A 26,405-nucleotide genomic window follows, 5' to 3' on the forward strand; every position below is an offset into this window, starting at 1 on the left:
GGGCGAGTTGCTAAGATCAAGCCCAGGCCGAAGGCCGCCCAGACAGTCGCGGTTCGCACTTCCTGCCAAATCACCTTGCTACGCTCGCTCACGCTCGCCTCGCTATCAAACAGCCGCCGACCAACATCACCACACCCCACACCAGAAAGGCTGTATCCCAAAGGATCCAGTTGTCTCTGGCAACTGTCTCGTTGACGTGATGAATGCCCAAAATCAGGTGATTGATGAAACCTTCCAGAATGTTGAACAGCCCAAAACCAGTGACCATTGTCCCGATCAGCTTCTTGGTCCCCCGCCTGAAATGACCTTGTCGTCCCGATCGCCAAAGTATGAAGACTCCGGCAAGCAGCACGAGATATGTGGCCGAATGGAAAACACCATCCCAGAAGGTATTGAGCGTCAGATTCTGCAATGTTTTATTTGGATACCAGCTGCTTAGAAGGTGATGCCATTGAAGTAGCTGATGGAAGACTATGCCATCGAAGAAGCCGCCTAGCCCCACTCCGAGCGTCAGGCCCGCCCATGCTGTCAGTGGTAGAACTGTGGCACTCGTCATGCCACGACCATGATCGCTGCCATCGCGATCGCACATGCAATGCCGGCTCCACCGAGGCCAAGAGTAGCGAAGACCGTTGCCTTCCGCGCATTGCCATGGCGAAGTTCATCGTCAGTTCCAAGAATAGCAGCGACGCCTGCTCCCATCCAACAAGCTAGCGTCAAAATACCCAAAAGAATGGCCCATTCGACTCCCTGCACTGCACCCTCCTTGGCCCGGCACCACATTGGCGCGGGGCCCCACGATCTGGCCCAGGTCCGCCCTCAGTGAGCGGCGTACGGGACCAACCAGCGAGACGAGAGGCGGTTCCCTCGCGATGATCGAAAGTACGCTTTCGGACAGTATGTGTGGCTTCATGGCAGGGCTCTTGTTCCCGCCGCGATGGGGCTTGCAAGTGGTGCACGAAGGGCATGTATGGACGACCTCCGTTGGCGTGGACTTTAGTGTGGCAGCGACTTGCCCGGATACCTCTGCTCGACGAGCTTCCTGCGTAAAACGGCGCTTCCATCCTGATCGACACCGTCAACCTGAAAAACTTGCTTGGCGATATCCACGCCGACGGTGATAGCTAGGCCGTCACCTCATCACTCTAAGTCGCCGGTGGCGTTATAAGGGAACATTGGTACGGGTTTCCGGTTAACAGAACCAAGGCACCAGAAGGAGCCCGAGTAACCACTACCGAGAGGATAAGGCAATGGCTTCGCCGCCGCGGTTGTCTATGACCAACAAGCTCTTGCAAATTCTCCCTGAGCGCGATTATTCCGAGATCGTCAACGACCTCGACCTCGTAAAACTTGAGCGTGGTACGGTGTTGGCCCATGCCGGAGAACCGATCGCCCATATCTACTTCTTGACCTCAGGCATCGGTTCCATAATAGCGACCACACCTGAAGGCAATCAAGCGGAAGCTGGAATATTCGGCTCCGAAGGCTACGTTCCAACCTCTGCGGTCGCCGACGCCGAAATCAGCCCTCACGATGTGGTTGTCCAGCTCAGCTCGGAAGCTTATCGCATGAATTACGAGAGGTTTCGCAACTGGATGGAAGAAAACAAAAATTTTTCGAAGGTAATGATACGCTCCATCGAGGCTTTTTCCATTCAATTGACCTTCACCGCTGTCTCAAATGCCATGCATGACGTGACAGAGCGGCTCGCGCGATGGCTCCTAATGTGCCACGACAGGGTCTCAGGCAACGAGATCGGGCTAACGCACGAGTTTATTTCGTTGATGCTTGCGGTTCGACGCCCAAGTGTAACGACTTCGCTGCATATCCTGGAAGGAAATGGTTTCATCAAATCTGAGCGAGGTAACATCATAATGCGCAATCGCCCTGCGATGGAAGAGTTTGCGCGTGACGCCTATGGAAAGCCTGAGGAGGAATACCGGCGGCTTATGGCAAACCTCTTCTAAGAATGAATCTGAAAGGACAGGCGTGTAGGGGTCACAGAAGACCTAGTGCCGGTTCAAAAGCTACCGATCAGGCGCCGGTACTCTTCCTCAGGCCTCCCGTACGAATCTCCAGCAAACTCCTCCATCCCCTTTCTGTCGCGGATCGTGATACGGCCGCGCTCGGAACGAACCAGCCGTTTCCCTTCAAGGATGTGCAACGCGGTCGTGACACTCGGCCTGCGAACACCAAGCATCAATGAGATGAAGTCATGGGTAAGCCCTATCTCATCGCCATCAACGCGATCGTGTGACATCAACAACCAACGGGCCAGACGGATGTCAATCTGATAGTTCACGTTCGACAACGCAGTGTAGGAAATCTGCGACGCGAAGGTCTGTATGAAACGAGCAAGAAGGTTCGCAAAGGTTGGGTTATGCTTGATAGCGGCGAGTGTGGCGTCCAAAGGCATGCGATAGCCGTGCCCCTCGACCTGCATCAACACTTCATGAACACTGATCGTGCCGCCTACACCTGCTGAGGTCGGTGAGAACCCTTCCCTGCCAAACATTCCAGCTTCGGCTCGCTGTCGGCCCGAGGAGACCGTAATAACCGACCCTATTCCACTGCAGAGAAAGTAGACATAGTCGATCGGACGATCCGCTTTGACAATAACATAACCTTGGTGGAGCGGGACCTCCTCAAGGGCAGGCATGATGTTTGCAAATTCCTCATCGGGTAGACGGGCCAGGAGCCGATTCTGCAACATTGTTTGGTTAGGAATGGACATAGATCTCAATTTACGTCGGTGTCAGCGGCGTCGGCACACACCATGTTCATCTGTCGGTTGCGGCTGTATAACATCCTGTTGTTGCGCGTGTTTTTGGGTACGGTGGCGGACACATCCGCCCATGCGGTGGCCCCTTCTGACATTGGCTCACGCCTGAGGCCCGAGACGATTGGCAGGCTCTTGCGCCGAAGGGCGAGCTTGAGCCGTGGCTAGGTCGCCAAGGTCGCGTGTGCATTGATCCGCAGCCGAGCTCCGATCTGCCAGCCGACGCCGCGCACGGAACATCTGCCTCTTGTGGAAGTTTTTCAGGACGTGAAGGGAGAGGAGACCATGAAAGTCAAAGATGTCATGAGCAAACAGGTCGTAACGGCCGACCCTGACGCAACAATCCGCGATGTTGCGAAACTGATGTCTGAAGTGGATACCGGGATCATCCCTATCTTCAACGATGAAGGGCTTGGCGTGGTGACCGATCGAGACATCGTCATACGCGCAGTGGCGGAGGGTCTGGATGCGGAAGAGCCCGTCTCGTTGATCATGACAACGGGAGTGGAAAGTTGCCTGGAGGACGACGATCTAAGCGAGGCTGCCTACCGGATGTCGGAGTTGCAGATGCGCCGCCTCATTGTGTTCGATGCCTCGGGGAAGATCTGCGGCGTCCTTTCGCTAGGCGATATTGCTGTTCGTCAGGAAGAACTTGCCGGCGTAGCTCTCGAAGAAATCTCTGATGACACAACGCGGCGCACATAGCCGCATCGGAGCCGTCTGGCATACCTCGGTTCACCGCCGCTCACGGGCGGCCACATCATAGGGTAATGAAAATGCAAGGCTCACAGAATCGAGACGGCTGGGTCCCAATTGACGAGGAGGAACTGAGTACCTCGAACCCTCCTTCGAGAGCAGGCTTTCACAGAGCTGGTCGTGAGGCCGCATTGGCTTATGCTCAGGAGGAAATTGATCGTTTACGAGTAGAGGTCGACGAAATAGCCCACGCCCTAGAGGCAGCAACGTCCGCTAAGCGCAAGAGGTATTCCTTTCCTTTGAGGCTTGGCAGCGCGCTCTTTCTTGGCGTCCTGTGTCTTACTGGGTTCACCTGGACGCGAGGGCGATAAGGCAGGCAGCCTGATTACGCAGGCACCTCACAGAAAACCTGTCCGCAGACCATCAACGATTGTTTCATCGCAGTAACCCGAGCTTCGGCATCCTCATGGGAATAGGCCCAAACGTTAGCGGTCCAATTCCCATCGCCCATCTGGTATTCAAGGGCAAAACAATAAAGGCGTCGACCTTCGCTGTCGTGCCTTATGAAGGATTGATCTGGTCCAGACTCAGAATACTTATCAATATGGATTACGGTCACCGGTGGTCTCCTTTGCACCTTCACCCCCTGCAGAACTTGCTCCAAGGGCATAGGTTCCCGCCGTATCGATAGCTTCAGGCTGACATCAGATGGCAATGGCCTCCTCAACATCTTCTGCAGGAATGCGGATTTCGCACTTAACCCCTTCCGCTTTGTAGGTCACTTCCGCGCCGCCGTTCGGTGAATATTGCAGACTGCGGGAAATGACGGTGTCGCCAAACCCCTTCTTGGTCGGCTCCCGGACAACAGGCCCTCCACTTTCTATCCAGGAGATTTTGATGCTTGGAGACCCGCGGGTGACTATGACCGAAATTCGCCCTGTCTCAGTCGACAGCGCCCCATATTTCACAGCATTCGTCGCCAGTTCATGAACGACAAGCCCAAGCGCAACGGCAGCGCGTGGCCTGATGTCGATCTCGTCGCCCTCAATCTTCAATTTCGCGTGCAAGTCCGCGACGAAGGGAGCGAGTTCTGCCATCACCATCTCGCCGAGCCGAATGGATCCCCAAGACCTGTCGGCGAGAAGGTTGTGGGTGGCAGCCAATGCATGGATGCGGCCAGAGAAGGCCCTGCGAAATCCATCAATCGTTTCTTCGGTCGACGCTGTGCGATTGGCGATCGATACGACAAGGGCGAGAGTATTCTTGACCCGGTGATCGAGTTCGCCCATGAGCAAGAGCTGTTGCTTTTCTGCCGCCTTACGGCGGGAAAGATCGACCAGTGTAACGACCGTACCCGTCACACGGCCTTCGCCCACAACGAGTGGCGCTGCAGACACAAGGACGTCCTTTGCCGGCCGGCTATGCGCGGCCAAAGCTTCAACACCCTGAACGGCCTGTCCTCCAGCTGCGACCTCTAGGAAATCCTCCCCCTGCATAAGGCCGGTGGCGCCACGGAAATCGAGTGCGAAGGCTGCATTGAACGACAGGCCGACGGGATCTGTGTTGGCCAGGCTGACGGCCGCTGCATTGGCGTGCGTCACCAAACCTCGCAGATCACACACGACAACAGCTTCAGCAGCCGACGCCATGATTGCTAGGGCGGTCCGCTCCGCCTCTTTTCGCTGCTCGGCGACAATCGAACCGGTAATGTCTGTAAAGCTGACCGCAACGGCATTGCTCGTGCCAAGTCTCATCCTACCGGCGGTGAGCAGGAGATGGCGTATATCATTGGCCGGGCCGACCTTGACTTCGCGTTGATTGCGTTCGGTACCGGCCGAAAACACAACGTCTCTGATAATCGCCGCATTTGTTGCATCGAGGAGACTGAACAGACCATTCGACAAAATAGCTTCGGGAGAGGAACCGACAAGCTCACACAGTGCCTGATTGGCATAGAGAAGGTTTGCCTTGGTATCAAAGGCCGCGGCACCGACGTTCATAGCTTCCATGAACGAGCGATAAGATTCAATTCCGCCTTCGAGCGTAAAGATCTCTTCGCCGATTGCCTGGTCACCGATGACCAGTGCGTCAACCTCACCTGCCCGAATTGCCCGAATGACTTCTTCTGCTTCTTCTAACCTTTGTTTCAGCTCAATCTGGGTCAGGTCGTTCATTTGGCCTGTACTGCCACTCATTCTCCGTCTCCGACCTGAAGATTGACGAGCACCTTCTCGGAGTTCGAGAGGTCTCCTATGATCTTGCGGATTGGCGTGGGCAGTTCACGTACGAGCGTTGGGATAGCAACGATTCCGTGCTCGCGCGCTAAATGCGGCGATTTTCGCAGATCCACGACTTCGACCACGTACTTTCCGGGCAGGTTCTCTTCGCAAATGCGCTCAAGATTTTGAATTGCGGCAAGCGATTTCGGCGTCTGGCCCGCCACATAAAGCACGAGCTTCTTCGGGCCCTTATTCTCTGCTGTTTGTTCCATTCCTTAGCCCATCATCCGTCGACTTTTTTCCATGTCTTTCCTGTCCGAGGCAGCCTGCTCATGGTAGGCTTTTTCTGCCTCCATGACCTCAGAAAGTTCCGCCTCATCAGCGTCAAGCTCAGCCTGAAGGGCCTCGATCTCCGCCATCGCCTTACGGCGCCGTTGCCGCAGGATCTCCGCTTTTCGAGCAACCGCTGCCTTACGGTCCACCTCCGCGCGGCGCGCCTTGGCTTCCTCCGAATGACGCAGTGACCCGGTTAGGGCTCGCCCGTCACCGATATAGGGCGGAAGCAGCGAGATGCCATCTTCGGCCATGACGAACTCTCGCACCTGATTGGAATGGGCAGTGCCGCGCGCCTTGAGAAGGTAAAGCTCCCGGTTAAATTCGCCCCCGATCTCGCGGTTCAGGAGCCAGATCCATGCATCCATGAGGGAAGAGAGACCGGCGTCGGTCTCGGTCACGCCGGTTTGGGCGTGCATCAAATGCGTAAAGACCGCTGTCGTTCCGTGCGACTTCAAGAAGTCCACCATTCTAAGCAGCATCGACTGGACCTCCAAGGTCTCGCCGCTGCCCGTGAAGGCAGAGATCGGGTCGAGGACAACGAGGGAAGGCCTGTAGCGGGCGACCTCGCGAAGCATGACGGCCAAGTGCATTTCAAGGCTGTAAAAAGTCGGCCGTACGGCCACGAACCGCAAGGCGCCATTGTCAAGCCAAGGCTTTAGATCGATGCCGATCGATCGCATGTTACGAACCGTCTGGTCGACCGACTCTTCAAATGAGAAGTAAAGAGCACGTTCACCGGCCCGGCATGCCGCCGAACAAAAGGACGCCGCGAGCGAACTCTTCCCGGACCCCGCAACACCGCTGATAAGGATGCTGGTGCCACGGTGGAAACCGCCCCCCGCCAACATAGCGTCAAGGTCAACTACGCCCGAAGAGATTCGCTCTTCGTAAACCTTGTGGTTTAGCCCCAGAGAACTGATGGGCAGCACGCTGAATCCATCCTGGTCAATGAGGAACGGGATCTCGTTGGTCCCGTGAGCGGTGCCGCGGTATTTGACGATACGCAGGCGGCGGGTCGAAATCTGGTTGTGGACGCGATGATCCAATAAAATGACGCAGTCCGAAACGTATTCTTCCAGGCCCTGCCTCGTCAGCGAGCCGTCGCCTCGCTCCCCGGTGATGATGGTGGTCACCCCCTTGTCCTTCAGCCAGTCGAACAGGCGTCTAATTTCAGCGCGAAGAATGGCAGGGTTGGCGAAGGCGGAAAACAAGCTTTCGATTGTGTCAAGGACGACCCGTTTAGCTCCTACCTGGTCAATTGCCAGTTCCAGGCGCAGGAAGAGGCCTTCAAGATCATAGTCTCCGATCTCCTCCAGTTCCGCTGGGTCAATTGCAATATGTTCGATGCAAAGCTTTCCCTCATCGATCAAAGCTTGCACATCGAAGCCAAGCGAGGCAACGTTGTTGATGATATCGACCGGCCGCTCCTCAAATGTGACAAGAACGCCGGGCTCGTCAAAATCACGTGCGCCGTTGAGAAGAAACGTTGAGGCAAAAAGCGTCTTGCCGCAGCCGGCCGTTCCGCACACGAGTGTCGGTCGTCCCGTAGGAACGCCTCCTAGAGTAAGCTCGTCGAATCCTGCGATGCCCGTAGGTGATTTTCTTATTCCACCATCGATTGTCATAGATAAATTTTCCCTCTCAGGACCGAGGTAGCCCGGCTCCAACCTGTATATGTCCTAAACAAATCACAGCAGGAGGTGAAGTGCCCTGAAAGCAGCTGGAAATCCTCCTCATCTAGGCGGCAGATGCTCTCAGTCCGGTCGCCCTCTGAATAGCCTGTTCAAGCTGGTTCTGAGTAAATGGCTTCGTTAATCTAATCAGCTCGCCGGGGCCCTGATTGTCAGGCAGCTCGGCATAGCCCGACGCCAGGATTACCGGAAGGTCAGGAAACGAAGTTGCGATGATTCGTGACAGCTCCGCACCGGTCATCCCCGGCATTGAATGATCGGTGATGATCACGTCGAAGCTTTGCTCTTCAGCCAGTAGCTGAAGAGCTTGGGAGGCCGATGTCACATCGCAGGCGGTATGCCCTAGGTCCTCCAGCATTGCCACGGTTCCCATGCTCACCAGCGGATCATCATCAACCACAAGTACGGTCAGCGTCTCGCCAGGTCCAACGACCGCTTCCTCTTCGTGACCCACTTTGTCGTTCACGACGTGCTCCCCTGTACCAGTGTCGACCGGCAGCCACACGGTAACGGAGGTTCCAGTTCCCACCTCGCTCGCCAGTTCGAGCGATCCGCCTGACTGCACGGCAAGTCCCTGCACCATCGACAGACCAAGTCCCGTTCCCTTCCCAGGACCTTTCGTTGTGAAGAAGGGCTCTGTCGCTTTTGCCAGCGTTTCGGGATCCATACCCCCTCCATTGTCGCTGATGCGGATTTTCACAAAGGCGCCCTGCTTTCTTTCATGAATTGGCTCTGCCGCGTTGACACTGAGCTTGATGGTGCCCGCGCCATCCATCGCATCTCGAGCATTGACAAACAGGTTCAGTAGCGCCAACTCGAGTTGATTGGCATCAACAAGAATTTTAGGCAGATCCGATGCTACCTCTAGGTGGATGTCGATCCCTTGCCCGACTGCCTTCGAAAGTAAGTCCTTGATATTTGAAAAGAGCTGGACGAAATCGACGGTTGTCGGCTTGAGCTCCTGGCGGCGCGCGAATGCGAGCAGGCGCTGCGTCAACGCAGCACCTCGCTCCGCCGCCTGAACGGCGTTCGATAGCAACCGCTCACTGCGTTCATCGTCGGGTAGCCGCTTCTTCAACAGGCTTAGACTTCCGAGGATCGCCATGAGGAGATTGTTGAAGTCATGAGCAACGCCTCCGGTTAGCTGACCGATTGAATCAATCTTCCGCGCTTCGAATAATTGCGCAAGTGCCTCCTCACGCTCACGAGTCCTCTCTTCAATGCGAAGCTCGAGCTCTTCATTCAATTTTCGCAGTTCGGCGGATGATGCCTCAAGCTCCGACGTGCGCTGGCGCACCCTGTGCTCAAGATCGCTGTTTAGCCGCTCAAGCTCTCTTGTCTTGCGGTAAAGCTCAGTGAAGACGCGGACCTTGGCACGAAGTACTTCGGGCACGATTGGGACGGAGACATAGTCAACAGCGCCAGCAGCATAACCACGCAACCTGTCGGGTTCCGTCATCATCACTGCGGAGACGAAGATAATGGCAGTATTCTGGTAGCGGGGATGCTCACGGATCATGCTGACGAGCTCGAACCCGTCCTGCTCCGGCATGCAGACATCGGCCAGAATCACGGCAATGTCGTGTCTCAGGAGGTGTTCCAGAGCCTCTCTGGCGGATTGGGCTTTGATAAGATTTTCTCCGAGGTCCTCGAGGATGACCTCGTAGCTCAGGAGCTTTGCAGGTTGATCGTCCACCAGCAGGATGTTCACGCTGTCCATTTTCGCCTCCTACCGGTGCAGCCACATGCGCAACGCAGACAGCAACTGCTCGGTATTGACCGGCTTTGCGAGATAATCGGAAGCCCCCGCTTCGAGGCATTTCTCGCGGTCGCCCTTCATGGCTTTTGCCGTAAGAGCAAGGATCGGCAGCCTTTGGAATCGGGGCTGAGCTCGAATGGCCGCCGTTGTCTCGTACCCATCCATTCCTGGCATCATTATATCCATGAGGACAAGCGCAACCGTCTCATTCTTTTCTAGAACCTCGAGCGCTTCACTTCCGGTCGTTGCCGTGAAGACCCTCATGCCGCGCCTCTCCAGCACACTGCTGAGCGCGAAGATGTTGCGAGCATCATCATCAACGAGGAGGACCACTTCGCCCACAAGATCTTCGTCCGACGTATGTAGATCGGCTAACATCTTCTGCTTTTCCGGGGGCAGCTCAGCGACTACGCGATGCAGAAAAAGTGCCGTCTCGTCCAGCAGTCGCTCCGGCGATTCCACACCCTTGACGACGACGCTGCGGGCCATGCTATGCAGGCGGCTGTCGTCCTCTGGCGATAATTCCCTACCCGTGAAAACGACGACCGGCACTTCTCCGATGTCAATGTCATCACGAATCTGTTCAAGCACCTCGAAACCGGACATGTCTGGCAAGGTCAGGTCGAGGACGACACAGTCCGCGGGCTCGCGTTTCAAGGCGGCAAGGGCCTCGCTGCCAGACCCGACGGTTTCGATATCGATATCTTCGTGCCCAAGGAGTGACATGACGCTGACACGCTCTGCCTCATTGTCTTCGACGACAAGCAGACGTCTGCGACGCGAAAGCGCGTATGTCTTCAATCGAGAAAGGGCCTCGCCCAGCCCGTCCGAGTCGGTTGGCTTGCTGAGGAAACCAAAAGCACCCCTCGTCAGGCCGTGCTGGCGATCATCGTCCAAGCTAATGATCTGCACCGGGATATGACGCGTGGCCACGTTCTGCTTGAGTTGGCTGAGCACGCTCCAACCAAGCATGTCCGGCAGAAAGATATCCAGCGATATCGCCGTCGGAAGATAATCTTGCGCCAGCGTGAGCGCGTCACTACCGCGCTGAGCGACTATGACCTTGAAGCCCCGATCATGCGCAAGATCCATGAGCACACGTGCATAATGAGGATCATCTTCTACGACGAGGAGAACCATCTCACCCGCAACGACCTCATCGCGGTCGTCAATGAGCTTCTCGATCGGCTTGTTACCATGCCGATTTGTTGCAATTTCGGAAAGCTGAATCACATTGCTTTGTTCGGCTGTTATCCTCGACCCGCTAGCCCCGCCATACGAGAGCGGCAAGAATAGAGTAAACGCGCTCCCTGACCCTGGGCTGCTACGAAGCTGAATCTCCCCTCCAAGAAGGTTCGCAAGTTCGCGGCTGATCGCTAGCCCAAGTCCGGTCCCTCCGTACTTGCGGCTTGTTGAGGCATCTGCCTGCTGGAACGCTTCGAAGATGATTCGCTGTTTTTCCAGAGCGATTCCGATGCCGCTGTCGGAGACCTCGAAGGCGATCACGGAGGATGCGTTCTGAAGCGATGGGTGGTCAGCTGACCAACCGCCGGTAACCATTGACACTCCAAGCTTCACGCCGCCTTCGGCAGTGAACTTGAACGCGTTCGATAACAGGTTCTTGAGGATCTGCTGCAGTCTCTTAGCATCTGTCATGATGCTGTCCGAGACATCTGCCCCAATCTCGACGGAAAACGACAATCCGCGATTTTCCGCCTCGTGCCTGAACGGTCGAGCCATCACGTCAAGGATGTGGGAGATGCGGATCTCTTCGGCATCCACCGAAACCGTGCCAGACTCGATCTTCGATAGATCAAGTATATCGCTGATCAGGTTCAAAAGATCAGTGCCGGCACCATGAATAGTCTTTGCAAATTCAACCTGCTTAGTTGACAGGTTGCCCTCAGGATTTTCGCCCAGCTGCTGACCGAGTATCAGGATTGAGTTGAGCGGTGTGCGCAGCTCGTGCGACATGTTCGCCAGGAACTCAGATTTGTATTTGGACGTCAGGGCAAGTTCCGTCGCCTTTTCCTCAAGCGCCCGCCTGGCCTGCTCAATTTCTTGGTTCTTCGCCTCCACCTCGAAGTTTCGTTCTTCGAGCTGTTGGGCCTTCTGCTCCAGCTGTTCGTTGGTCTGTTGTAGTTCGCGCTGCTGTGTCTGGAGCTCGGCGGCAAGCTGCTGCGATTGCTTGAGAAGCCCCTCCGTCTGCATGGTTGCCTCAATGGAATTCAACACGATCCCGATCGAAGTTGTCAGTTGATCGAGGAATGACAGCTGCAGTTCAGTAAACGAGCCTGCTGAGGCCAGTTCGATGACGGCCTTCACCTGGCCTTCGAAGTGAACCGGAAGGACAACGGCGCTCCTCGGTAAGGTCGAAAACACGCCAGACGTGATCGGAACGACATTGGAAGGCAGATCGGTGATGACAATCGCCCGTGCATCGCTCGCACACTGCCCAACCAGCCCCTGGCCAAATTCAAGACGTTGCGGGTGGGACGTCCCCATTCCTTGCGCATATACAGAAAGCAGAGAAAGAACGGGGCGCTCCGCATCGACTTCGACTTGATAGATGACGCCTTGGTGCGCGCCCACCAGCGGCGCAAGCTCCGACAGAAGCATCTTGCCGACCAGGGTTAGGTCGCGCTGCCCCTGAAGCATGTTGGTAAAACGGGCAAGGTTGGTCTTAAGCCAGTTTTGTTCGGTGTTTCGGTCGGTGGTCAGGCGCAAGTTGTCAATCATCGTGTTGATGTTGTCTTTGAGCTCCGCTACCTCGCCGCGAGCCTCGACTTTGATCGAGCGCGTCAAATCCCCCTTCGTCACAGCCGTTGCGACCTCAGCAATGGCGCGCACCTGCGTCGTCAAATTTGCGGCAAGAAGATTGACATTGCCCGTCAAGTCCTTCCAGGTCCCCGCGGCGCCCGGAACATTCGCCTGCCCACCCAGTCGACCTTCGACACCAACCTCGCGAGCGACACTTGTAACCTGATCGGCAAATGTTGCGAGGGTGTTCGTCATATTGTTGATCGTCTCGGCCAAGGCCGCTACCTCTCCCTTTGAAGCCACTGTCAGGTTCTGCTTGAGGTCGCCATTTGCAACAGCGGTGACCACCTTGACGATGCCGCGGACCTGTTCGGTAAGATTGGCGCCCATGACGTTGACGGTGTCGGTAAGGTCTTTCCAGGTCCCAGCCACGCCTGGCACCTGTGCCTGCCCTCCAAGTTTTCCTTCGGTGCCCACCTCGCGCGCCACGCGTGTCACTTCGCCGGCAAAGGCATTGAGCTGGTCCACCATCGTGTTAATTGTATTCTTAAGTTCGAGGATCTCGCCTTTTACATCGACGGTGATCTTGCGAGACAGGTCGCCCCGAGCAACTGCGGTCGTGACTTCCGCGATATTGCGAACTTGCGTGGTCAGATTGGCGGCCAGAAGGTTCACATTGTCGGTCAAATCCTTCCAGGTGCCGGCAACGCCTGGAACGACGGCCTGACCTCCAAGTCGCCCGTCCGTGCCCACCTCGCGAGCCACCCGGGTCACCTCGCCCGCGAATGAGCGAAGCTGATCAACCATTGTGTTCAGTGTATCCTTGAGCAAGAGAATCTCGCCGCGGACGTCGACGGTGATTTTTCTCGACAGGTCGCCATTGGCGATTGCCGTGGCCACTTCGGCGATATTTCGAACCTGAGCTGTGAGGTTTCCTGCCATGGAGTTGACGCTATCGGTGAGATCTTTCCAGGTGCCGGCAACACCCGATACCTGCGCCTGGCCACCAAGCTTGCCTTCGGTTCCGACTTCACGCGCAACACGCGTCACCTCCCCGGCAAACGCGTTCAACTGGTCTACCATCGTGTTGATGGTGTTCTTCAACTCAAGGATTTCGCCCTTTACGTCGACCGTGATTTTGCGCGACAGGTCACCGCGAGCAACAGCGGTGGTCACCTCCGCGATATTGCGCACCTGGCCCGTCAGGTTCGACGCCATGAAGTTGACGTTTTCGGTAAGATCCTTCCACGTTCCGGCAACACCCGGAACCTGAGCCTGCCCACCAAGCTTGCCCTCCGTTCCGACTTCACGCGCAACGCGCGTCACCTCCGACGCGAAGCGGTTCAGCTGATCCACCATGGTGTTCAGCGTCTCCTTGAGTTCTAGAATCTCGCCTGACACCGAAACAGTGATCTTTTTCGACAAATCACCGTTGGCGATTGCTGTCGAGACTTCCGCAATATTGCGAACCTGGGCCGTTAGGTTGCCGGCCATCGAATTCACGCTGTCGGTCAGGTCCTTCCAGGTTCCCGCGACACCAAGCACGTTTGCCTGGCCTCCCAGCCTGCCTTCTGTTCCGACCTCGCGCGCCACGCGCGTAACCTCCCCAGCAAACCCGTTTAGCTGGTCTACCATGGTGTTGAGGGTTTCCTTAAGCTCAAGAATCTCGCCGGACACTGGGACAGTGATCTTCTTCGACAGGTCGCCCTGAGCAACAGCGGTTGCAACCTCCGCAATATTTCTGACTTGCCCGGTGAGGTTTGAAGCCATGGAGTTGACTGAATCCGTCAGATCCTTCCAGGTACCAGCAACATCGCGCACGTTTGCCTGTCCACCTAACCTGCCCTCAGTGCCAACCTCACGGGCAACGCGGGTGACTTCCGAGGCGAACGCGTTGAGCTGATCGACCATCGTGTTGATCGTTTCCTTCAGCTCAAGAATTTCGCCCTTCACGTCGACCGTGATCTTTTTTGACAGATCCCCATTCGCAATGGCTGTGGAGACCTCCGCGATGTTTCGCACCTGGGCGGTGAGGTTGCCTGCCATGGAGTTGACGTTTTCCGTTAGATCTTTCCAGGTGCCTGCAGCGCCTCGCACATTGGCCTGTCCGCCTAGGCGACCCTCTGTGCCGACCTCGCGTGCCACGCGCGAGACTTCCGACGCGAACGCATTGAGCTGGTCCACCATGGTATTGATCGTTTCTTTCAGTTCAAGAATTTCTCCTGAAACTGTCACCGTGATCTTCTTCGAAAGATCGCCGCTGGCGATGGCGGTCGACACTTCCGCGATGTTTCGAACCTGGGCAGTCAGATTCGAGGCCATGGAGTTCACGTTGTCCGTCAGGTCCTTCCAGGTCCCGGCAACGCCTGGAACCTGGGCCTGCCCGCCTAACCGCCCCTCTGTCCCCACTTCACGCGCCACCCGGGTGACTTCACCGGCAAAGCCGTTAAGCTGGTCCACCATCGTGTTGATCGTCTCTTTCAACTCCAATATTTCGCCCGAGACGTCGACTGTGATCTTGCGAGAAAGGTCTCCACGCGCGACGGCTGTCGTCACCTGGGCGATGTTACGCACCTGTGCGGTCAAGTTACCGCACATGGCGTTCACCGAGTCCGTCAGGTCTTTCCAGGTCCCCGCCACACCAGGCACGAGAGCCTGGCCGCCGAGTTTGCCTTCGGTCCCGACCTCGCGCGCAACACGAGTGACCTCGGAGGCGAAGGAGCGCAGCTGATCAACCATGGTGTTGATCGCCTCCTTCAGCTGAAGAATTTCCCCCCGGACATCCACCGTTATTTTCTTCGACAGATCTCCGTTGGCAACCGCGATCGTGACGTCCGCAAGGTTTCGCACCTGAGCCGTCAGGTTGGAGGCCATGGAATTGACGCTTTCGGTCAAGTCTTTCCAAACGCCTGTAACCTCTGGCACCTGAGCCTGGCCACCAAGTTTACCGTCCGTGCCGACTTCCCGAGCCACACGGGTCACTTCTGACGTGAAGAGGTTAAGCTGCTTGATCATCGTATTGACGATGCCGGCGGACCTCAGGAATTCGCCCTGAAGCGGGCGACCATCAACGTCGAGAGGAACTGTCTGAAGCAGGTCCCCCTTTGCCACAGCAGTGATCGTGCGGGTAACGGCGGTGGTGGGCCACAACAGGTCCTCGATCAGTTGGTTTATCGATCCCTCCATATCAGCCCAGGAGCCGTCTGGTAGGCCAAGCCGGACCCGGGTCCTGGTTCTTCCCGCCCGTCCGACCAGTTCCCCCACATGGTCAAGCTGTTGTGCAAGCCGTTGATTTGCAGAAATGATCTCGTTGAGCGCGTCGGCAATCTTTCCTGTGTTGCCCGTGGAGTCCGAGCGCATGCGCACGGAGAAATCACCCCGGCGAACATTGAGCAGGACGTCGAGCAGTGCTGCGGCTTCCTCTGATGTGACAGGGTCAAGCTGCCGCCCTGCGGCGCCATCTAAAGGATTGATCGCACGCTGGTGCTCGCTTGTGGACACGAATAGCCCTCCCCTTGGAACACCGCTTAATTAGAGCGCCAAAGGTGAATATCTACGGGCTCGCCTTACTATGCTGCTGCGATTCCACGAAAAAAAGCCTAGTCAGGCCACTTCCGTACGATGACGTACAGACCGGTACGACCCTCGTTAGCTTTCAGCGCTGCCCCCGATTGTGTTTCCAGTCACGATACGGAACCAATAATTGACCAGGATAACGTCGCTCTATTTCGTCTTCAGTCAGAGCGATTCGAAACAGCACTTCCTGAAGTAGCTCGTTCTGCCGAGCCTCGCTTGCATCTTCAAGAACCTCCATTGTTTCGAATAGCTCATCGTCAATCATTTCGGAGAGACGCCGAGCAAAGGTATCTGAAGGCTCAGTCAGGATGTCTTTTTGTGCCATCGCAAGTCCCTGTGAATTGATACCCGCCGAGGGAACGACGCGAGGAGCCTGTAGTTCCGACAAGATGGGGAAAGGCTATTCGCGATCAGGTGCTTGAACCGGCCCTACGGGGAACCCAGCCAAGCCCATACCGCGATACAGAGGTAGAGGAAAAAGAACAAGGCAGCCACTCCCCCGATTAGTAATACCAGAAAATTGGCGGCCTTCCGCTTTGTTTTTCTTTCGGCAGGCGACGTGGCTGTAGCCACTACGGGATCTTCGGAAGGCTTCATCAGTCTGACCGATCTTGGTTGCTCTGTTTATCCAACCAAGTTTCTCGAGCGATGTTCCCGGCGCGTCTTCAAATTTGGCAGAGTTTGGCCTTGCTGCGCCAAGGCGAAGGCTTCGAGCCGTGGTTCCTTACTGAACTGACTTTGGCTGATCCGACCAAATGGAAAGGATTTTTGCCCAGGAACCAAAACAGCTCTCCGATGTTCGTCAGCTGCGGAGGTGTATCATGTCTGATAATCGGTTCGAATGGATAAGCAAGCGAGCGTACGCGTTGTGGGAGGAGGCTGGACGACCATCCGGCCGAGACCAGGATCACTGGATGATTGCGGTTGCAGAACGAAACCTGCTTGAACGCACGCAGGCATCATCTGATGGCCGTGAAGTGCTTGCCAGGAAGCATTCCCTTGTACCTCTTGTCGCGTCATCCCAGACATCTGCGGCCAGAGTTCTCCTCGTGGATAAGGAAGTGGCTGCACGCCATCGAACCATGGAGGCACTTGAACGTGCCGGTATCAGAACTGCCGAGGCCGAAAACGCGAGAGAGGCAATCGGCCTGCTAAAGGATAACAGGTTCGACACGGTCATCACGGATATGACCATGCCCGGGAACGTGGACGGGTTGGGTCTGGCAACTTGCGTTCGCTCACTTTGGCCGCGGACCAAGATTATCATCATGTCAGGCATCGTTAAGCTCGCGAAGGCAGAGCTCGGCCCTGGCGTCTCGTTTCTTCCAAAGCCGGTCCCTGACGCAAGGCTGATAGCCGCCGTCAACGGGAAGAGGATCCGCTAGCGACTTCGATAGCTAAGAGCCATGGCGAGGCGCGGCTGTCGGACAGCCACCCGCTGGGCCAGGGTGGAACAACGAAGCCGCTATCTTGTTACCCTGCAAAAAGGAGGGCTTGAATGGAGAAGACGCAATCAAGGAAGCTCGCTGAAGAATACCTTCGGCTCGGAGGCAAACGGCTCGCCAAGATCGACGACAACATTGTGGACACCCGCACATGGGACGAGGATACGCCGGAAGCGGAAGCCTTCTGGCAAAAATATATCCAGACGCTTGACCGCAAGAAACGCGCTGAAGTCGAGGTATTCCTACCTTCCATCAGCGATCATTGATGGCGGGAACAAAGGGCCAGGAGTGACGTTTCTGGTCCGTCCGTGAAAGGGATCATCCCATGTATACAGCAGGTGCGCTCCCCGCCCCTCGTCTGAACGCCCCGATGCCACAAAGAACATGAGCTCTATGCCCAACATCTCCCGTTCCTATATCAACCGAATGCGCAATCTCATCGGCGCACAGGGGACAACGACGTACTGTTCCAACGTAATTGACGCTGGAACCGGAACAAATGACCGGAAGAAAATCAGCGCTAGCATGCCTGGTGAGCCCATTGGTCCAGCGGAGCCAATAAGCCCGCCAATGCCACCGCCTCTGAGGCCTGACCCGCCGATCAAGGAACCAGATCCAGATCGACTGCCCGACGAGGTTCCCCTTCCCAACCCCGATGAAAACAACACGCCGCCCAAGATGGCAAGATCGAACTTTCCCCCCTTCTCAGCAGATAGAGCACTTCCTGTTGACCTTCAAAGCTAGAAAGGAAACCAAATGAGACGCGTTATGATACTGGCTGTAGCCGCACTGACTTTGGCCGGATGCACGCCAACCCAACAAGGAGCTGGCATCGGGGCGGCGTCGGGCGCTGTGATTGGCGGCGTTGCCACAGGCAACGTTCGCGGGGCCGCCGTCGGAGCCGCAATCGGCGGCGTCGCAGGCGCCGTAATCGGCAATGTCGCCGGTCAGCCAGGTCAATGCTACTACCGAGACCGATATGGCCGGAGGTATGTCGCATCCTGCCCGCGTTGATGAGGCGGCATTAACGGGTCATGGCGTAGTACCCTCCCTTGCGCCTAATGGCCGAAAAAAGAGGCCGGGTTCCCAATCCCGGCCTCTTTCGTCAAGCCACACTCGACGCACTGAGATTGGTACGCTGTGTGACCCAGCAAATGTTTTAGCCAAACCTTATTGACGGGTCGTTCAAATTCAGCATGAATCGCAGCACGCATAGCGCGGGAGGCGTATATGTTGTTTGCCGACCTCATTGGAAAGAACGTGCTGATCGTTGAAGATGACAGTCTTCAAGCAAGCGCGATGCGCGTTGCCATGGAATATCAGGGTAGTCAGGTTGTGGGTCCGTTTCCGGACCTCGATGACGGTTTTGCCGCACTTGAGCAAAAACCTGTCGATATTGCCATCCTGGATGTCAGCCTCAACGCTCAGAAGGTGTTTCCGTTGGCCGACGAGCTCACCGAACGGGGCATCCCGTTTGTCTTTGTGACGGGCTACGATAGACACTTCCTGCCTCCCCGCTTCCAAAAATCGGCGTGCGTGGTAAAGCCGCTTGGTGATGAAGACCTGGCGTTCGCAGTTGCAATTTCGATCATTGGCGCCCGCAATGGCGGTAGCAATCGAGCCAAGGACATCACCTGACGCTCTTGCTTTCCCCCGGCTGATCGCGATGCCTTGGTCGGCCATGCTCAGGCGGCGCTCGAAGGCGCCAGGAAATCTGAAGCCGCGGGAAGCTTAGGGGAAATAGGCGTTGGAATTTCCAGAAAGGACAACGCGGTCTCGTGCAACGACAGGATGTGATTGCTGGAACCATTCCAGCATCTACGAAGTTCCAAGGCAAGTGTTAGCCTAAAAAGGGACGCCCGAAGATGCTTGGGAATTTGGGTGGTGTGCCCGAGAACTGGTGCCAAGTCTGCGTTGTGGGAGCCGGTCCTGTTGGGCTTGCGCTAGCAATTTCGCTCGCAAACAAAGGGCTTCGGGTGCTGCTTTTGGAATCTGGACGCAGTTCGCGCAACCTCCAAGCGCAGGCGCTGTCCCAACTCGCTTCGCTCAATCCGGAGTATCATGGTCACTCAGATGCGACGGTAGTGCGTGCGGTGGGCGGCTCGACACTGCGCTGGGGTGGTCGCTGCGTCGAACTCGATGACATCGACTTCGATGAACGCGAGCATGTCTCTGAGGGAAAGTGGCCGATAGGACACGGAGAAATCAGGCCTTACTATTCCGCAGCCCGAAGTTTCCTGACCGCCGAGATCGACCTGCTTCCTGTCAAGAATGAAGTATCAGATTTTGACGTGTCGCTGGAGACTTGGGCACGCATTAAAAACACGGCGCATGCAAATCGCAGCGTGATTGCCACACTTCACGATCTCGTCGTTGTTAGTGAGTGTACGATCTTGGCTCTAAATGTTGAGCGCGAGCGAGGTAGAATTTTGTCCTTGGACTGCATCAAGCATGGAGCGCGCCACAAGCTGACCGCCCCGGCTTTTGTTCTTTCCGCGGGCGGGCGAGAAAACGCGCGGCTACTTCTGGAAGCGCAGTGCACACACCCTCAGCTTTTTTGCGGCGATAGCGGACCACTTGGACGGTACTATATGGGGCATCTGACTGGAGAAATTTCCGCGATACGATTCGCGTCGTCGCACTTGGCTGAGCGCCATTTTTTCAAGACCTCTCCGACAGGAACCGTTTATCGCCATCGCTTGAAGCCGAGCAAAGATGTCCAGCGTCACCGCCACCTATTAAATATTGCATTCTGGCCCGACAGTCCTACGCCAGATGAGGTGTTGAATGGAAATGGGGCAGGCTCTTTACTGCACCTTATACGACATGCCGCCTCAAAATCTTGCCGTACTGCGCCGAAGCCCCACTCGCTAACGCAGGAGGCGTTAAAGGCTCATTTCAAGAACGCATTCGCCGATCCCTGGCAAACGATCGTTGGCGGCGTTGGGATGGCGAGACGCAGACTGACGCCCGCAAATGGTCCCCGGACGGTCCATATCAGTCCCAGCAACACCTACGTCATGCGGTATCATTCGGAACAGCTTGCCGCGGCGCACAACCGCGTCAGTTTAAGCCATAAGCGGGACGAATATGGTTGCCGCCGTTTGAACGTTGATTTCAATTTTGCGACCGAAGACTTCGCTTCGGTGATTCGAGCGCACGATGCGATGAATGATTGGCTTATCCGCACCGGGTTCGGCACAATGACATACCTGAGGCCTATGGAGACTATGGAGCAGTGGGTAAGGGAGCAGGCAGTGGACGGCTACCACCAGATAGGGCTGACCCGAATGTCTTCGAAGGCGAATACGGGCATCGTGAACGAAAATTGTCGTGTCCACGACCTCGAGAACCTTTACATCGCTGGCAGCTCAGTATTTCCGACGTCTGGGCAAGCAAACCCCACCTTACCCGCCGTCGCACTGGCTATGCGGCTTGCCGATCATCTTGCAACCGTCGTGTGAGCGCATGGAAGATCAAGGGGATGGATCTTAATCAAGCATAATCGGTACGTTTACGGACGAAACCGAAACGCTTCCACGTTCTGGGCTAGCTTTCCCTTTGAGTCGCGAGAGAAAGCCTTGTCACAATGGATGAACTGGTACCGAATGAATATTATTGGGTTAGACAGAAGTCGGCCTCAGAAAACCCGTCCTTGCAGATCGCCATGTTGTCTTCGGTTTTCGGTCCAACACCAGAGTTTTTCAGTCTCGTGATCCCCGGCTGTGAGCAGCACTTTGCGCCGGAAGAGTTCGAGTTCATAGCCCATGTACCCACGCCGGTATCATAAGCAGATTCCACGCAATTCAATCTTTCGACGTGTCAAAGGTAGTTTTCGGGACAGGCGCAGGGAACAAGGTTGATTGGTCAGGGTTCCGGTTTTGTAACAAGCGAAACCAAGGAGAACTCTCATGAACATGAAGCTTCTAGCCGCAGCGCTGCTGTCAGTTGGAATGGCGACTTCAGCCTTTGCCCAGTCCAATCCGGTACCGAATAACATGGCAAACGATAAGACCCCTGGTCAGGATGCCGGCGGTGGTGCCGGTGGCGATGTCCAGACGCAAACCGGCACCAGCGCGCCTGTTGTGGTTGATCCTAATGCCACAAACAGCACCATGGGCACCAACACGAACTCCACCGGAACAGTAGACCGGACACGTTGCCCGCCGCAGGCCGCCCCAGGTGCGGTTGCGACACAGGGCGGCAGCGGTGGCGCCTCAGTAAGCGAAGCCTGCCCAGACAACCAGTAGCTGGATCATTTTGGTGGAGGTCTCGGCCTCCACCAAACTCTTCTAGAAGAAGAAGATGAAACCGTCCTGCCGCCACGCTCTCTAAAAAGAGTAGCTCGCGCTGCACCTCCCCACTTAGCGGGATTGAACAGTGCACTTGGTGCCGCATCAGGGCTCAAAACCGCATGGCCAGGCCTGCGATTGCCAAGTCGACATCTTTCAATTGCGCAGCTTCACGATTGTTCTGGGCGAACTGGGGCAGAAGGAGATTGAGGATGACACAGACTGTTGGCGACTTTGTCGTGCAGCGTTTGTCTGCTTGGGGGGTCAACCGCATTTTCGGGTACTCCGGCGATGGGATCAATGGCGTCTTCGGCGCGCTCAATCGCGCGGATGGCAAAATCGGTTTTGTCCAAGCACGCCATGAGGAGATGGCTGCATTCATGGCTTGCGCCTACGCAAAATTTACTGGCAATCTCGGCGTCTGCATTGCCACGTCGGGACCAGGCGCCACTCACCTTGTAACCGGAATGTACGATGCCCGCGCCGACCATCAGCCGCTGCTGGCCATTGTGGGTCAGCAGGCACGGGATGCAATCGGAGGGCATTACCAGCAAGAGGTGGATCTTGCCGCGTTGTTCAAAGACGTAGCTCGCGAGTTTGTCTATCAGGCGGCGACACCGGCACAAGTTCGTCATTTGCTGGATCGTGCGATCCGGATAGCAATCGCGAAAAGAACAGTGACTGCCGTGATTTTGCCGAACGACCTTCAAGATGTCGACTACGAGGACCCAGCGCGCATTCATGGGACGGTCCACTCCGGAGCAGGATTTAGGAAACCGCGCGTGGTTCCCCACATGGTCGACCTGCAAGCAGCAGCGGACGTGCTGAACGAAGGCGAGCGGACCGCCGTTTTGGTCGGAGCAGGCGCTCTGCAGGCGACCGAGGAGGTCATCGCCGTTTCCGACAGGCTCGGTGCTGGCGCGGCAAAGGCTCTTCTTGGCAAGGCTGTATTGCCGGATGACCTCCCTTGGGTGACGGGATCTATCGGTCTCCTGGGTACGAAACCGTCGTCTGATCTTATGAACGACTGTGACACGTTGCTGATGATCGGGTCAGGATTTCCATACTCGGAGTTTTTACCCGAGGAAGGAAAAGCCAAGGCCGTCCAAATCGACATAGACCCGGCCATGCTTTCCTTACGCTATCCCATGGATGTCAATCTGGTTGGCGATGCCTCGGAAACGCTGACCGCCCTCCTTCCACTCTTGCGCCAGAAAGGATTCGACTGGCGCAAAAAGATCGAGAAGAACGTAACGGCGTGGGAGCAGTTGCTCGAGAAGCGGGCGCTTGCCGATGCAAAACCCCTCAATCCTCAAAGGGTCGCCTGGGAGCTATCTCCTCGGCTTCCTGATGGTGCGATAATCACCTGTGACTCTGGATCCTGCGCAAATTGGTACGCGCGCGACCTCAAGATTAGGCGCGGCATGATGGCTTCGCTGTCGGGAGGGCTGGCATCCATGGGGGCGGCCGTGCCCTACGCCATTGCGGCGAAATTTGCGCAGACAGATCGACCGGTTGTCGCCCTCGTTGGAGATGGCGCTATGCAAATGAACAACATGGCCGAACTCGTTACCATCGAAAAATACTGGCGCCATTGGAATGACCACCGTCTCGTCGTCTGTGTCTTTAACAACGAGGACCTCAACCAGGTGACTTGGGAGCAGAGGATCATGCAGGGTGATCCTAAATTCGAAGCGTCTCAGTCCATCCCCAATGTGCCGTACCACAAATTCGCGGAGTTAATCGGATTGGATGGAATTTTCGTCGATACGGCCGATGACGTTGGCCCCGCATGGGACCGTGCTTTCAAGGCCGATCGGCCTGTCGTTCTGGAGTTCAAAACGGACCCGGAGGTCCCGCCACTTCCACCTCACCTGACCCTGAAACAGGCCCGCAACTTCGCTAGCACGCTTGTCAAAGGTGACCCGAATGAGGTGGGGCTCGTTCGGGGCACACTCCAACAAATTGTCAGTGCCGTCGTGCCAGGCAAGCACGAGAAATAAACTGACCCGGAACTGAACTTGGGCCTACGTGCATCATCTTTCAGGTTCGGCAACTCGACGTTTATCATTTCTGGGCCTGGTCATGGAATTCTGCCATCGCTCCAGTCGTTGGACCACCTCATTTCAATGAGATTCTTCCTTTTTTTTCGAAGTCTCGCGCTCACACGGAGCGGATGCCGGACCAGGTGATACTGCGAGGCTTTACCGTCGCAGGGTTGCGGCCCTTGCCAAAGAGACGCCGTGAGCGATTGGAACCCTGACGATGGGTCAAGGTTAGGGCAGACTGGAAGGAGCGTCGTCCTGGTGTTCCTCGACCAGCAATCGCCTGATAAAGCGAGGCTCTCATGCGGATAATGCCAATCGTGATAGTCGTACTTGCCGCTTCCGCGTCCCACGCACACGACGCTCCAAGCGGATTTAAGTATGCTGGTTACTGCTGCAATGGAAACAACCACACAGGCGATTGCCAGCCAATACCCTCGTCGTCTGTTCGTCCGCGCGGTAACGGCTACCGCCTGACCCTTAAGCCAGGAGAACATCGCCTCGCAACACGGCTGCATGTCTTTTCGGTACCGCAGTCAAAAGCGATCAGCTCCCCAGATGGGCTCTATCACCTCTGCCTGTTTCCCGACGAAAACACGGTGCGCTGTTTTTACGCTCCTCCTATGGGATATTTAGGAACGACCCTCGTTTGCTCATTGAAGGTTCGTGATGATGGTTTAGGCCAAGATGAAGCGATCGCGATCGCTACCAGGAACTTCAACTAAATCCAGCTGTTAATGAACTAACGGTCCCGAAATTGATCGGATCTTTTCGTCAGGTCTGGCCGGTGATTTCTTAGCTCCCGGCTCGAGGATATGGACCACCCCGCGACGTTGAGCGATGTGATGTAGAAAGTAATATCTCAATGAATTCACACCTAGACCGTCAGGCCAAAAGCCATGGTATCAGCCTGAAAAGGCCAAGTCCCGATAATGTGGATGTGCCGATCACTGACGAGACAAAGCAGAAGATCCTCGCTGTCCTCGCGGCGGGAGATCTCCCTCAGCGACTGGTGAAGAGGCGGCAGTCAATGGACATTCCGCAAGCCTATCTGCCGGATTTTCTCGACAGGCGCCGCGTTTGGGGCATCTCTCTGCAGCTTTACGAACTAAGGTCCGAGCGCAATTGGGGCATCGGGGACTTCGAAGACCTCATCGAAATGATCAAGGTGACCCAATCCCTCGGAGCCGACTTTGTGGGCCTCAACCCGCTGCACGCACCGTTCATGGCCGACCCTGACCGGTGCAGCCCATATGAGCCGTCAAACCGACAAATGCTGAATCCACTTTATATTGCTGTCGACAAGGTTCCAGGGTTCCGGAGCAGTCCCGAGCTCGCAAAGCGGTTACAGGAACTTCGACGAACCGATCTCGTCGACTATGTCGGGGTCGCGGAAACAAAAATGTGGGCTTTGCGGGATATTTGGCAGGCAAGGCAGGCCTTCGGGCGTAGCGCAGATAGCAGCCTGTCTTTCAACGCATTCATCAAGAATGGAGGAGAGGTCCTGCGACGGCATGCACTTTTTGAGACCTTGTCGCCGTTCATGAGAAAGCATGGGTATGGTGCTGGCTGGAAAACCTGGCCGGTCGTATTTCAGCAAGCAGATAGTGCAGAGGTGCACAGTTTTGCAGATGCGCATGCCGACATCATCCGCTTTCACATGTGGCTGCAGTGGCTTGCTCATTCACAACTGACCCTTGCGGCCGATGTCGCGAAAACCGCCGGCCTTCGAATAGGCCTCTATCTCGATCTGGCAGTCGGAGAGGCGGTAGACGGGTCAGCCACGTGGAGTGAACCCAATGCCTACATTTCCGGTGCAACAGTTGGCAGTCCCCCTGACCCCTTCGCTATTGACGGACAGGATTGGCATCTGGCGGCTCTACATCCCGCAGCAATCGCATCAGGCACCAATGCGCCTTATCTGAGAATGGTAGGCGCTGCAATGCGTTACGCCGGCGCCATCAGGATCGATCACGTTGCGGCTTTGCGTCGTCTGTTCCTCGTTCCATTGGAGAGCTCTCCCGACAGCGGCGCCTATGTCGAATACCCGCAAGACGAGCTGCTGCGTATTCTCGCTGAATCGTCGGCTGAATTCAGCTGCCTTGTGATTGGTGAGGACTTGGGCATGCTGCCGGAAGGGCTGCAGGACGATCTGGCCAAAGCGCGCGTCCTTTCTTATCGCATCCTCTCCTACGAGAGAGAAGACCGCGGCTTCAAACCAGCTGACAGTTACCCTCGGCTGTCGCTTGCTTGCATTTCTACACACGACCATCAGACCCTCGCGGGCTGGTGGCGTGGCGCCGACATCGAAGCGCGGGCGGAACATAAGATAGTGCCTCCCGACATTAGCGAGGAGCATGTTGCGGAGCGCAAACGCGAACGCAAGGACTTGAAGGACGCGCTCGACGAGGCCGGCACAAACCCACCGGCCCGTTTGCCGCCAAATTCTGCAAGCGACGAGAAGCTGAAAGATCTGATTGTGAGCGCTCATCGCTTCATTGCCAAGACGCCCTCCGTGTTGGCCGCAGTCCGTCTGGCGGACATGACGGGGCAAAAGCGGCCGACAAACATCCCCGGCACGAGTGGCGATTATCCAAACTGGAAGCCGAAGCTCTCCGTACCATTGAACGAACTCGCCGCCTTGCCGCTCGTTAAAGAAATCGCCGGGGCAATGCAGGACGAACGGGGTCCAAAGTCGGATACGTAGAGGAGGTGCGACCGCGGTGGTGGTTCCGCCGGTCGCTTAGCGCTTGCGCTTGTGTAGCCCATTCAATGACAAAGACGCACAGCACAAATTTTCGCTCGGT

General features: G+C 56.2%; 19 protein-coding genes and 1 pseudogene. 11 read left to right on the forward strand and 9 right to left on the reverse strand.

Features of this window, described 5'->3' with window-relative positions; translation table 11 throughout:
* Positions 1–88 precede the first annotated feature (88 nt).
* Both JNB88_RS27255 and JNB88_RS27260 read right to left on the reverse strand, forming a co-directional pair.
* On the reverse strand, positions 89–556 hold the full coding sequence (locus JNB88_RS27255) for a DUF2243 domain-containing protein (RefSeq protein WP_220358264.1): 468 nt from the start codon (positions 554–556) through the stop codon (positions 89–91).
* Positions 553–756, reverse strand: a complete 204-nt coding sequence (locus JNB88_RS27260) for a hypothetical protein (protein WP_223217361.1) — start codon at positions 754–756, stop codon at positions 553–555. The genes JNB88_RS27255 and JNB88_RS27260 overlap by 4 nt, the downstream gene beginning before the upstream one ends.
* A 494-nt stretch (positions 757–1,250) precedes the next feature.
* Between JNB88_RS27260 and JNB88_RS27265 the strand changes: the two genes are divergently transcribed.
* Entirely contained in the window at positions 1,251–1,967 is a 717-nt protein-coding gene (locus tag JNB88_RS27265) for a Crp/Fnr family transcriptional regulator (RefSeq protein WP_220358178.1), read from the forward strand.
* A 53-nt stretch (positions 1,968–2,020) separates the two neighbouring features.
* Here JNB88_RS27265 and JNB88_RS27270 read toward each other — a convergent pair whose 3' ends face one another.
* Positions 2,021–2,734 carry a Crp/Fnr family transcriptional regulator gene (locus JNB88_RS27270; protein ID WP_220358179.1) on the reverse strand — a complete coding sequence of 238 codons (714 nt, stop codon included), beginning with the start codon at positions 2,732–2,734 and terminating at the stop codon, positions 2,021–2,023.
* A gap of 330 nt (positions 2,735–3,064) precedes the next feature.
* Between JNB88_RS27270 and JNB88_RS27275 the strand changes: the two genes are divergently transcribed.
* Positions 3,065–3,484, forward strand: coding sequence for a CBS domain-containing protein (locus JNB88_RS27275; protein WP_220358180.1), 420 nt, complete (start codon positions 3,065–3,067; stop codon positions 3,482–3,484).
* 695 nt (positions 3,485–4,179) lie between these two features.
* Here JNB88_RS27275 and JNB88_RS27280 read toward each other — a convergent pair.
* From JNB88_RS27280 to JNB88_RS27305, 6 genes are all read right to left on the reverse strand, one after another.
* Positions 4,180–5,670 carry a sensor histidine kinase gene (locus tag JNB88_RS27280; protein WP_223217350.1) on the reverse strand — a complete coding sequence of 497 codons (1,491 nt, stop codon included), beginning with the start codon at positions 5,668–5,670 and terminating at the stop codon, positions 4,180–4,182.
* Positions 5,667–5,966, reverse strand: a complete 300-nt coding sequence (locus tag JNB88_RS27285; RefSeq protein WP_220358181.1) for a circadian clock KaiB family protein — start codon at positions 5,964–5,966, stop codon at positions 5,667–5,669. The genes JNB88_RS27280 and JNB88_RS27285 overlap by 4 nt, the downstream gene beginning before the upstream one ends.
* A 3-nt stretch (positions 5,967–5,969) precedes the next feature.
* A complete protein-coding gene (kaiC, locus tag JNB88_RS27290; RefSeq protein ID WP_222858157.1) occupies positions 5,970–7,655 on the reverse strand; it encodes a circadian clock protein KaiC in 1,686 nt (561 codons plus the stop codon).
* A gap of 112 nt (positions 7,656–7,767) precedes the next feature.
* Positions 7,768–9,441 (reverse strand): response regulator, encoded by a 1,674-nt coding sequence (locus tag JNB88_RS27295; protein ID WP_220358182.1) that lies wholly within the window; start codon positions 9,439–9,441, stop codon positions 7,768–7,770.
* A 9-nt stretch (positions 9,442–9,450) separates the two neighbouring features.
* Positions 9,451–15,714 (reverse strand): HAMP domain-containing protein, encoded by a 6,264-nt coding sequence (locus tag JNB88_RS27300; protein WP_338111053.1) that lies wholly within the window; start codon positions 15,712–15,714, stop codon positions 9,451–9,453.
* Between the two features lie 181 nt (positions 15,715–15,895).
* Entirely contained in the window at positions 15,896–16,141 is a 246-nt protein-coding gene (locus tag JNB88_RS27305; RefSeq protein WP_220358183.1) for a hypothetical protein, read from the reverse strand.
* 430 nt (positions 16,142–16,571) lie between these two features.
* On the opposite strand from JNB88_RS27305, the gene JNB88_RS27310 reads away from it, so the two are divergent.
* The 9 genes and pseudogenes from JNB88_RS27310 to malQ all read left to right on the forward strand — a co-directional run bounded on the left by JNB88_RS27310 (position 16,572) and on the right by malQ (position 26,305).
* A complete protein-coding gene (locus JNB88_RS27310; RefSeq protein WP_223217351.1) occupies positions 16,572–17,201 on the forward strand; it encodes a response regulator in 630 nt (209 codons plus the stop codon).
* Between the two features lie 113 nt (positions 17,202–17,314).
* Positions 17,315–17,527 carry a hypothetical protein gene (locus JNB88_RS27315; RefSeq protein ID WP_220358184.1) on the forward strand — a complete coding sequence of 71 codons (213 nt, stop codon included), beginning with the start codon at positions 17,315–17,317 and terminating at the stop codon, positions 17,525–17,527.
* A 490-nt stretch (positions 17,528–18,017) separates the two neighbouring features.
* On the forward strand, positions 18,018–18,275 hold the full coding sequence (locus JNB88_RS27320; RefSeq protein WP_220358185.1) for a YMGG-like glycine zipper-containing protein: 258 nt from the start codon (positions 18,018–18,020) through the stop codon (positions 18,273–18,275).
* A gap of 216 nt (positions 18,276–18,491) precedes the next feature.
* Positions 18,492–18,899 carry a response regulator gene (locus JNB88_RS27325; protein WP_220358186.1) on the forward strand — a complete coding sequence of 136 codons (408 nt, stop codon included), beginning with the start codon at positions 18,492–18,494 and terminating at the stop codon, positions 18,897–18,899.
* Positions 18,900–19,126: 227 nt separating this feature from the next.
* Positions 19,127–20,725 carry a GMC oxidoreductase gene (locus JNB88_RS27330; protein ID WP_220358187.1) on the forward strand — a complete coding sequence of 533 codons (1,599 nt, stop codon included), beginning with the start codon at positions 19,127–19,129 and terminating at the stop codon, positions 20,723–20,725.
* 447 nt (positions 20,726–21,172) lie between these two features.
* On the forward strand, positions 21,173–21,511 hold the full coding sequence (locus JNB88_RS27335) for a hypothetical protein (RefSeq protein ID WP_220358188.1): 339 nt from the start codon (positions 21,173–21,175) through the stop codon (positions 21,509–21,511).
* Positions 21,512–21,765: 254 nt separating this feature from the next.
* Complete coding sequence (locus JNB88_RS27340) at positions 21,766–23,556, forward strand: thiamine pyrophosphate-requiring protein (RefSeq protein ID WP_220358189.1); 1,791 nt, start codon at positions 21,766–21,768, stop codon at positions 23,554–23,556.
* Between the two features lie 344 nt (positions 23,557–23,900).
* A pseudogene (locus JNB88_RS33865) lies at positions 23,901–24,230 on the forward strand (hypothetical protein); the annotation flags it as partial.
* 233 nt (positions 24,231–24,463) lie between these two features.
* The gene (gene malQ, locus JNB88_RS27345; protein ID WP_220358190.1) at positions 24,464–26,305 is read left to right on the forward strand and encodes a 4-alpha-glucanotransferase; all 1,842 of its coding nucleotides are present in this window, start codon (positions 24,464–24,466) and stop codon (positions 26,303–26,305) included.
* The last annotated feature ends 100 nt before the right edge of the window (positions 26,306–26,405 follow it).

It is taken from the genome of Rhizobium cauense (genome assembly GCF_019511525.1).
GTDB classification, from domain to species: Bacteria; Pseudomonadota; Alphaproteobacteria; order Rhizobiales; family Rhizobiaceae; genus Rhizobium; species Rhizobium cauense.

Excerpts from the sequence above, each read along its gene's own strand:
- JNB88_RS27255 (WP_220358264.1), bottom strand. The coding sequence starts at position 556 with ATGACGAGTGCCACAGTTCTACCACTGACAGCATGGGCGGGCCTGACG.
- JNB88_RS27265 (WP_220358178.1), top strand. The coding sequence starts at position 1,251 with ATGGCTTCGCCGCCGCGGTTGTCTATGACCAACAAGCTCTTGCAAATT.
- JNB88_RS27270 (WP_220358179.1), bottom strand. The coding sequence starts at position 2,734 with ATGTCCATTCCTAACCAAACAATGTTGCAGAATCGGCTCCTGGCCCGT.
- JNB88_RS27275 (WP_220358180.1), top strand. The coding sequence starts at position 3,065 with ATGAAAGTCAAAGATGTCATGAGCAAACAGGTCGTAACGGCCGACCCT.
- JNB88_RS27280 (WP_223217350.1), bottom strand. The coding sequence starts at position 5,670 with ATGAGTGGCAGTACAGGCCAAATGAACGACCTGACCCAGATTGAGCTG.
- JNB88_RS27285 (WP_220358181.1), bottom strand. The coding sequence starts at position 5,966 with ATGGAACAAACAGCAGAGAATAAGGGCCCGAAGAAGCTCGTGCTTTAT.
- kaiC (WP_222858157.1), bottom strand. The coding sequence starts at position 7,655 with ATGACAATCGATGGTGGAATAAGAAAATCACCTACGGGCATCGCAGGA.
- JNB88_RS27295 (WP_220358182.1), bottom strand. The coding sequence starts at position 9,441 with ATGGACAGCGTGAACATCCTGCTGGTGGACGATCAACCTGCAAAGCTC.
- JNB88_RS27305 (WP_220358183.1), bottom strand. The coding sequence starts at position 16,141 with ATGGCACAAAAAGACATCCTGACTGAGCCTTCAGATACCTTTGCTCGG.
- JNB88_RS27310 (WP_223217351.1), top strand. The coding sequence starts at position 16,572 with ATGGAAAGGATTTTTGCCCAGGAACCAAAACAGCTCTCCGATGTTCGT.
- JNB88_RS27315 (WP_220358184.1), top strand. The coding sequence starts at position 17,315 with ATGGAGAAGACGCAATCAAGGAAGCTCGCTGAAGAATACCTTCGGCTC.
- JNB88_RS27320 (WP_220358185.1), top strand. The coding sequence starts at position 18,018 with ATGAGACGCGTTATGATACTGGCTGTAGCCGCACTGACTTTGGCCGGA.
- JNB88_RS27325 (WP_220358186.1), top strand. The coding sequence starts at position 18,492 with ATGTTGTTTGCCGACCTCATTGGAAAGAACGTGCTGATCGTTGAAGAT.
- JNB88_RS27330 (WP_220358187.1), top strand. The coding sequence starts at position 19,127 with ATGCTTGGGAATTTGGGTGGTGTGCCCGAGAACTGGTGCCAAGTCTGC.
- JNB88_RS27335 (WP_220358188.1), top strand. The coding sequence starts at position 21,173 with ATGAACATGAAGCTTCTAGCCGCAGCGCTGCTGTCAGTTGGAATGGCG.
- JNB88_RS27340 (WP_220358189.1), top strand. The coding sequence starts at position 21,766 with ATGACACAGACTGTTGGCGACTTTGTCGTGCAGCGTTTGTCTGCTTGG.
- malQ (WP_220358190.1), top strand. The coding sequence starts at position 24,464 with ATGAATTCACACCTAGACCGTCAGGCCAAAAGCCATGGTATCAGCCTG.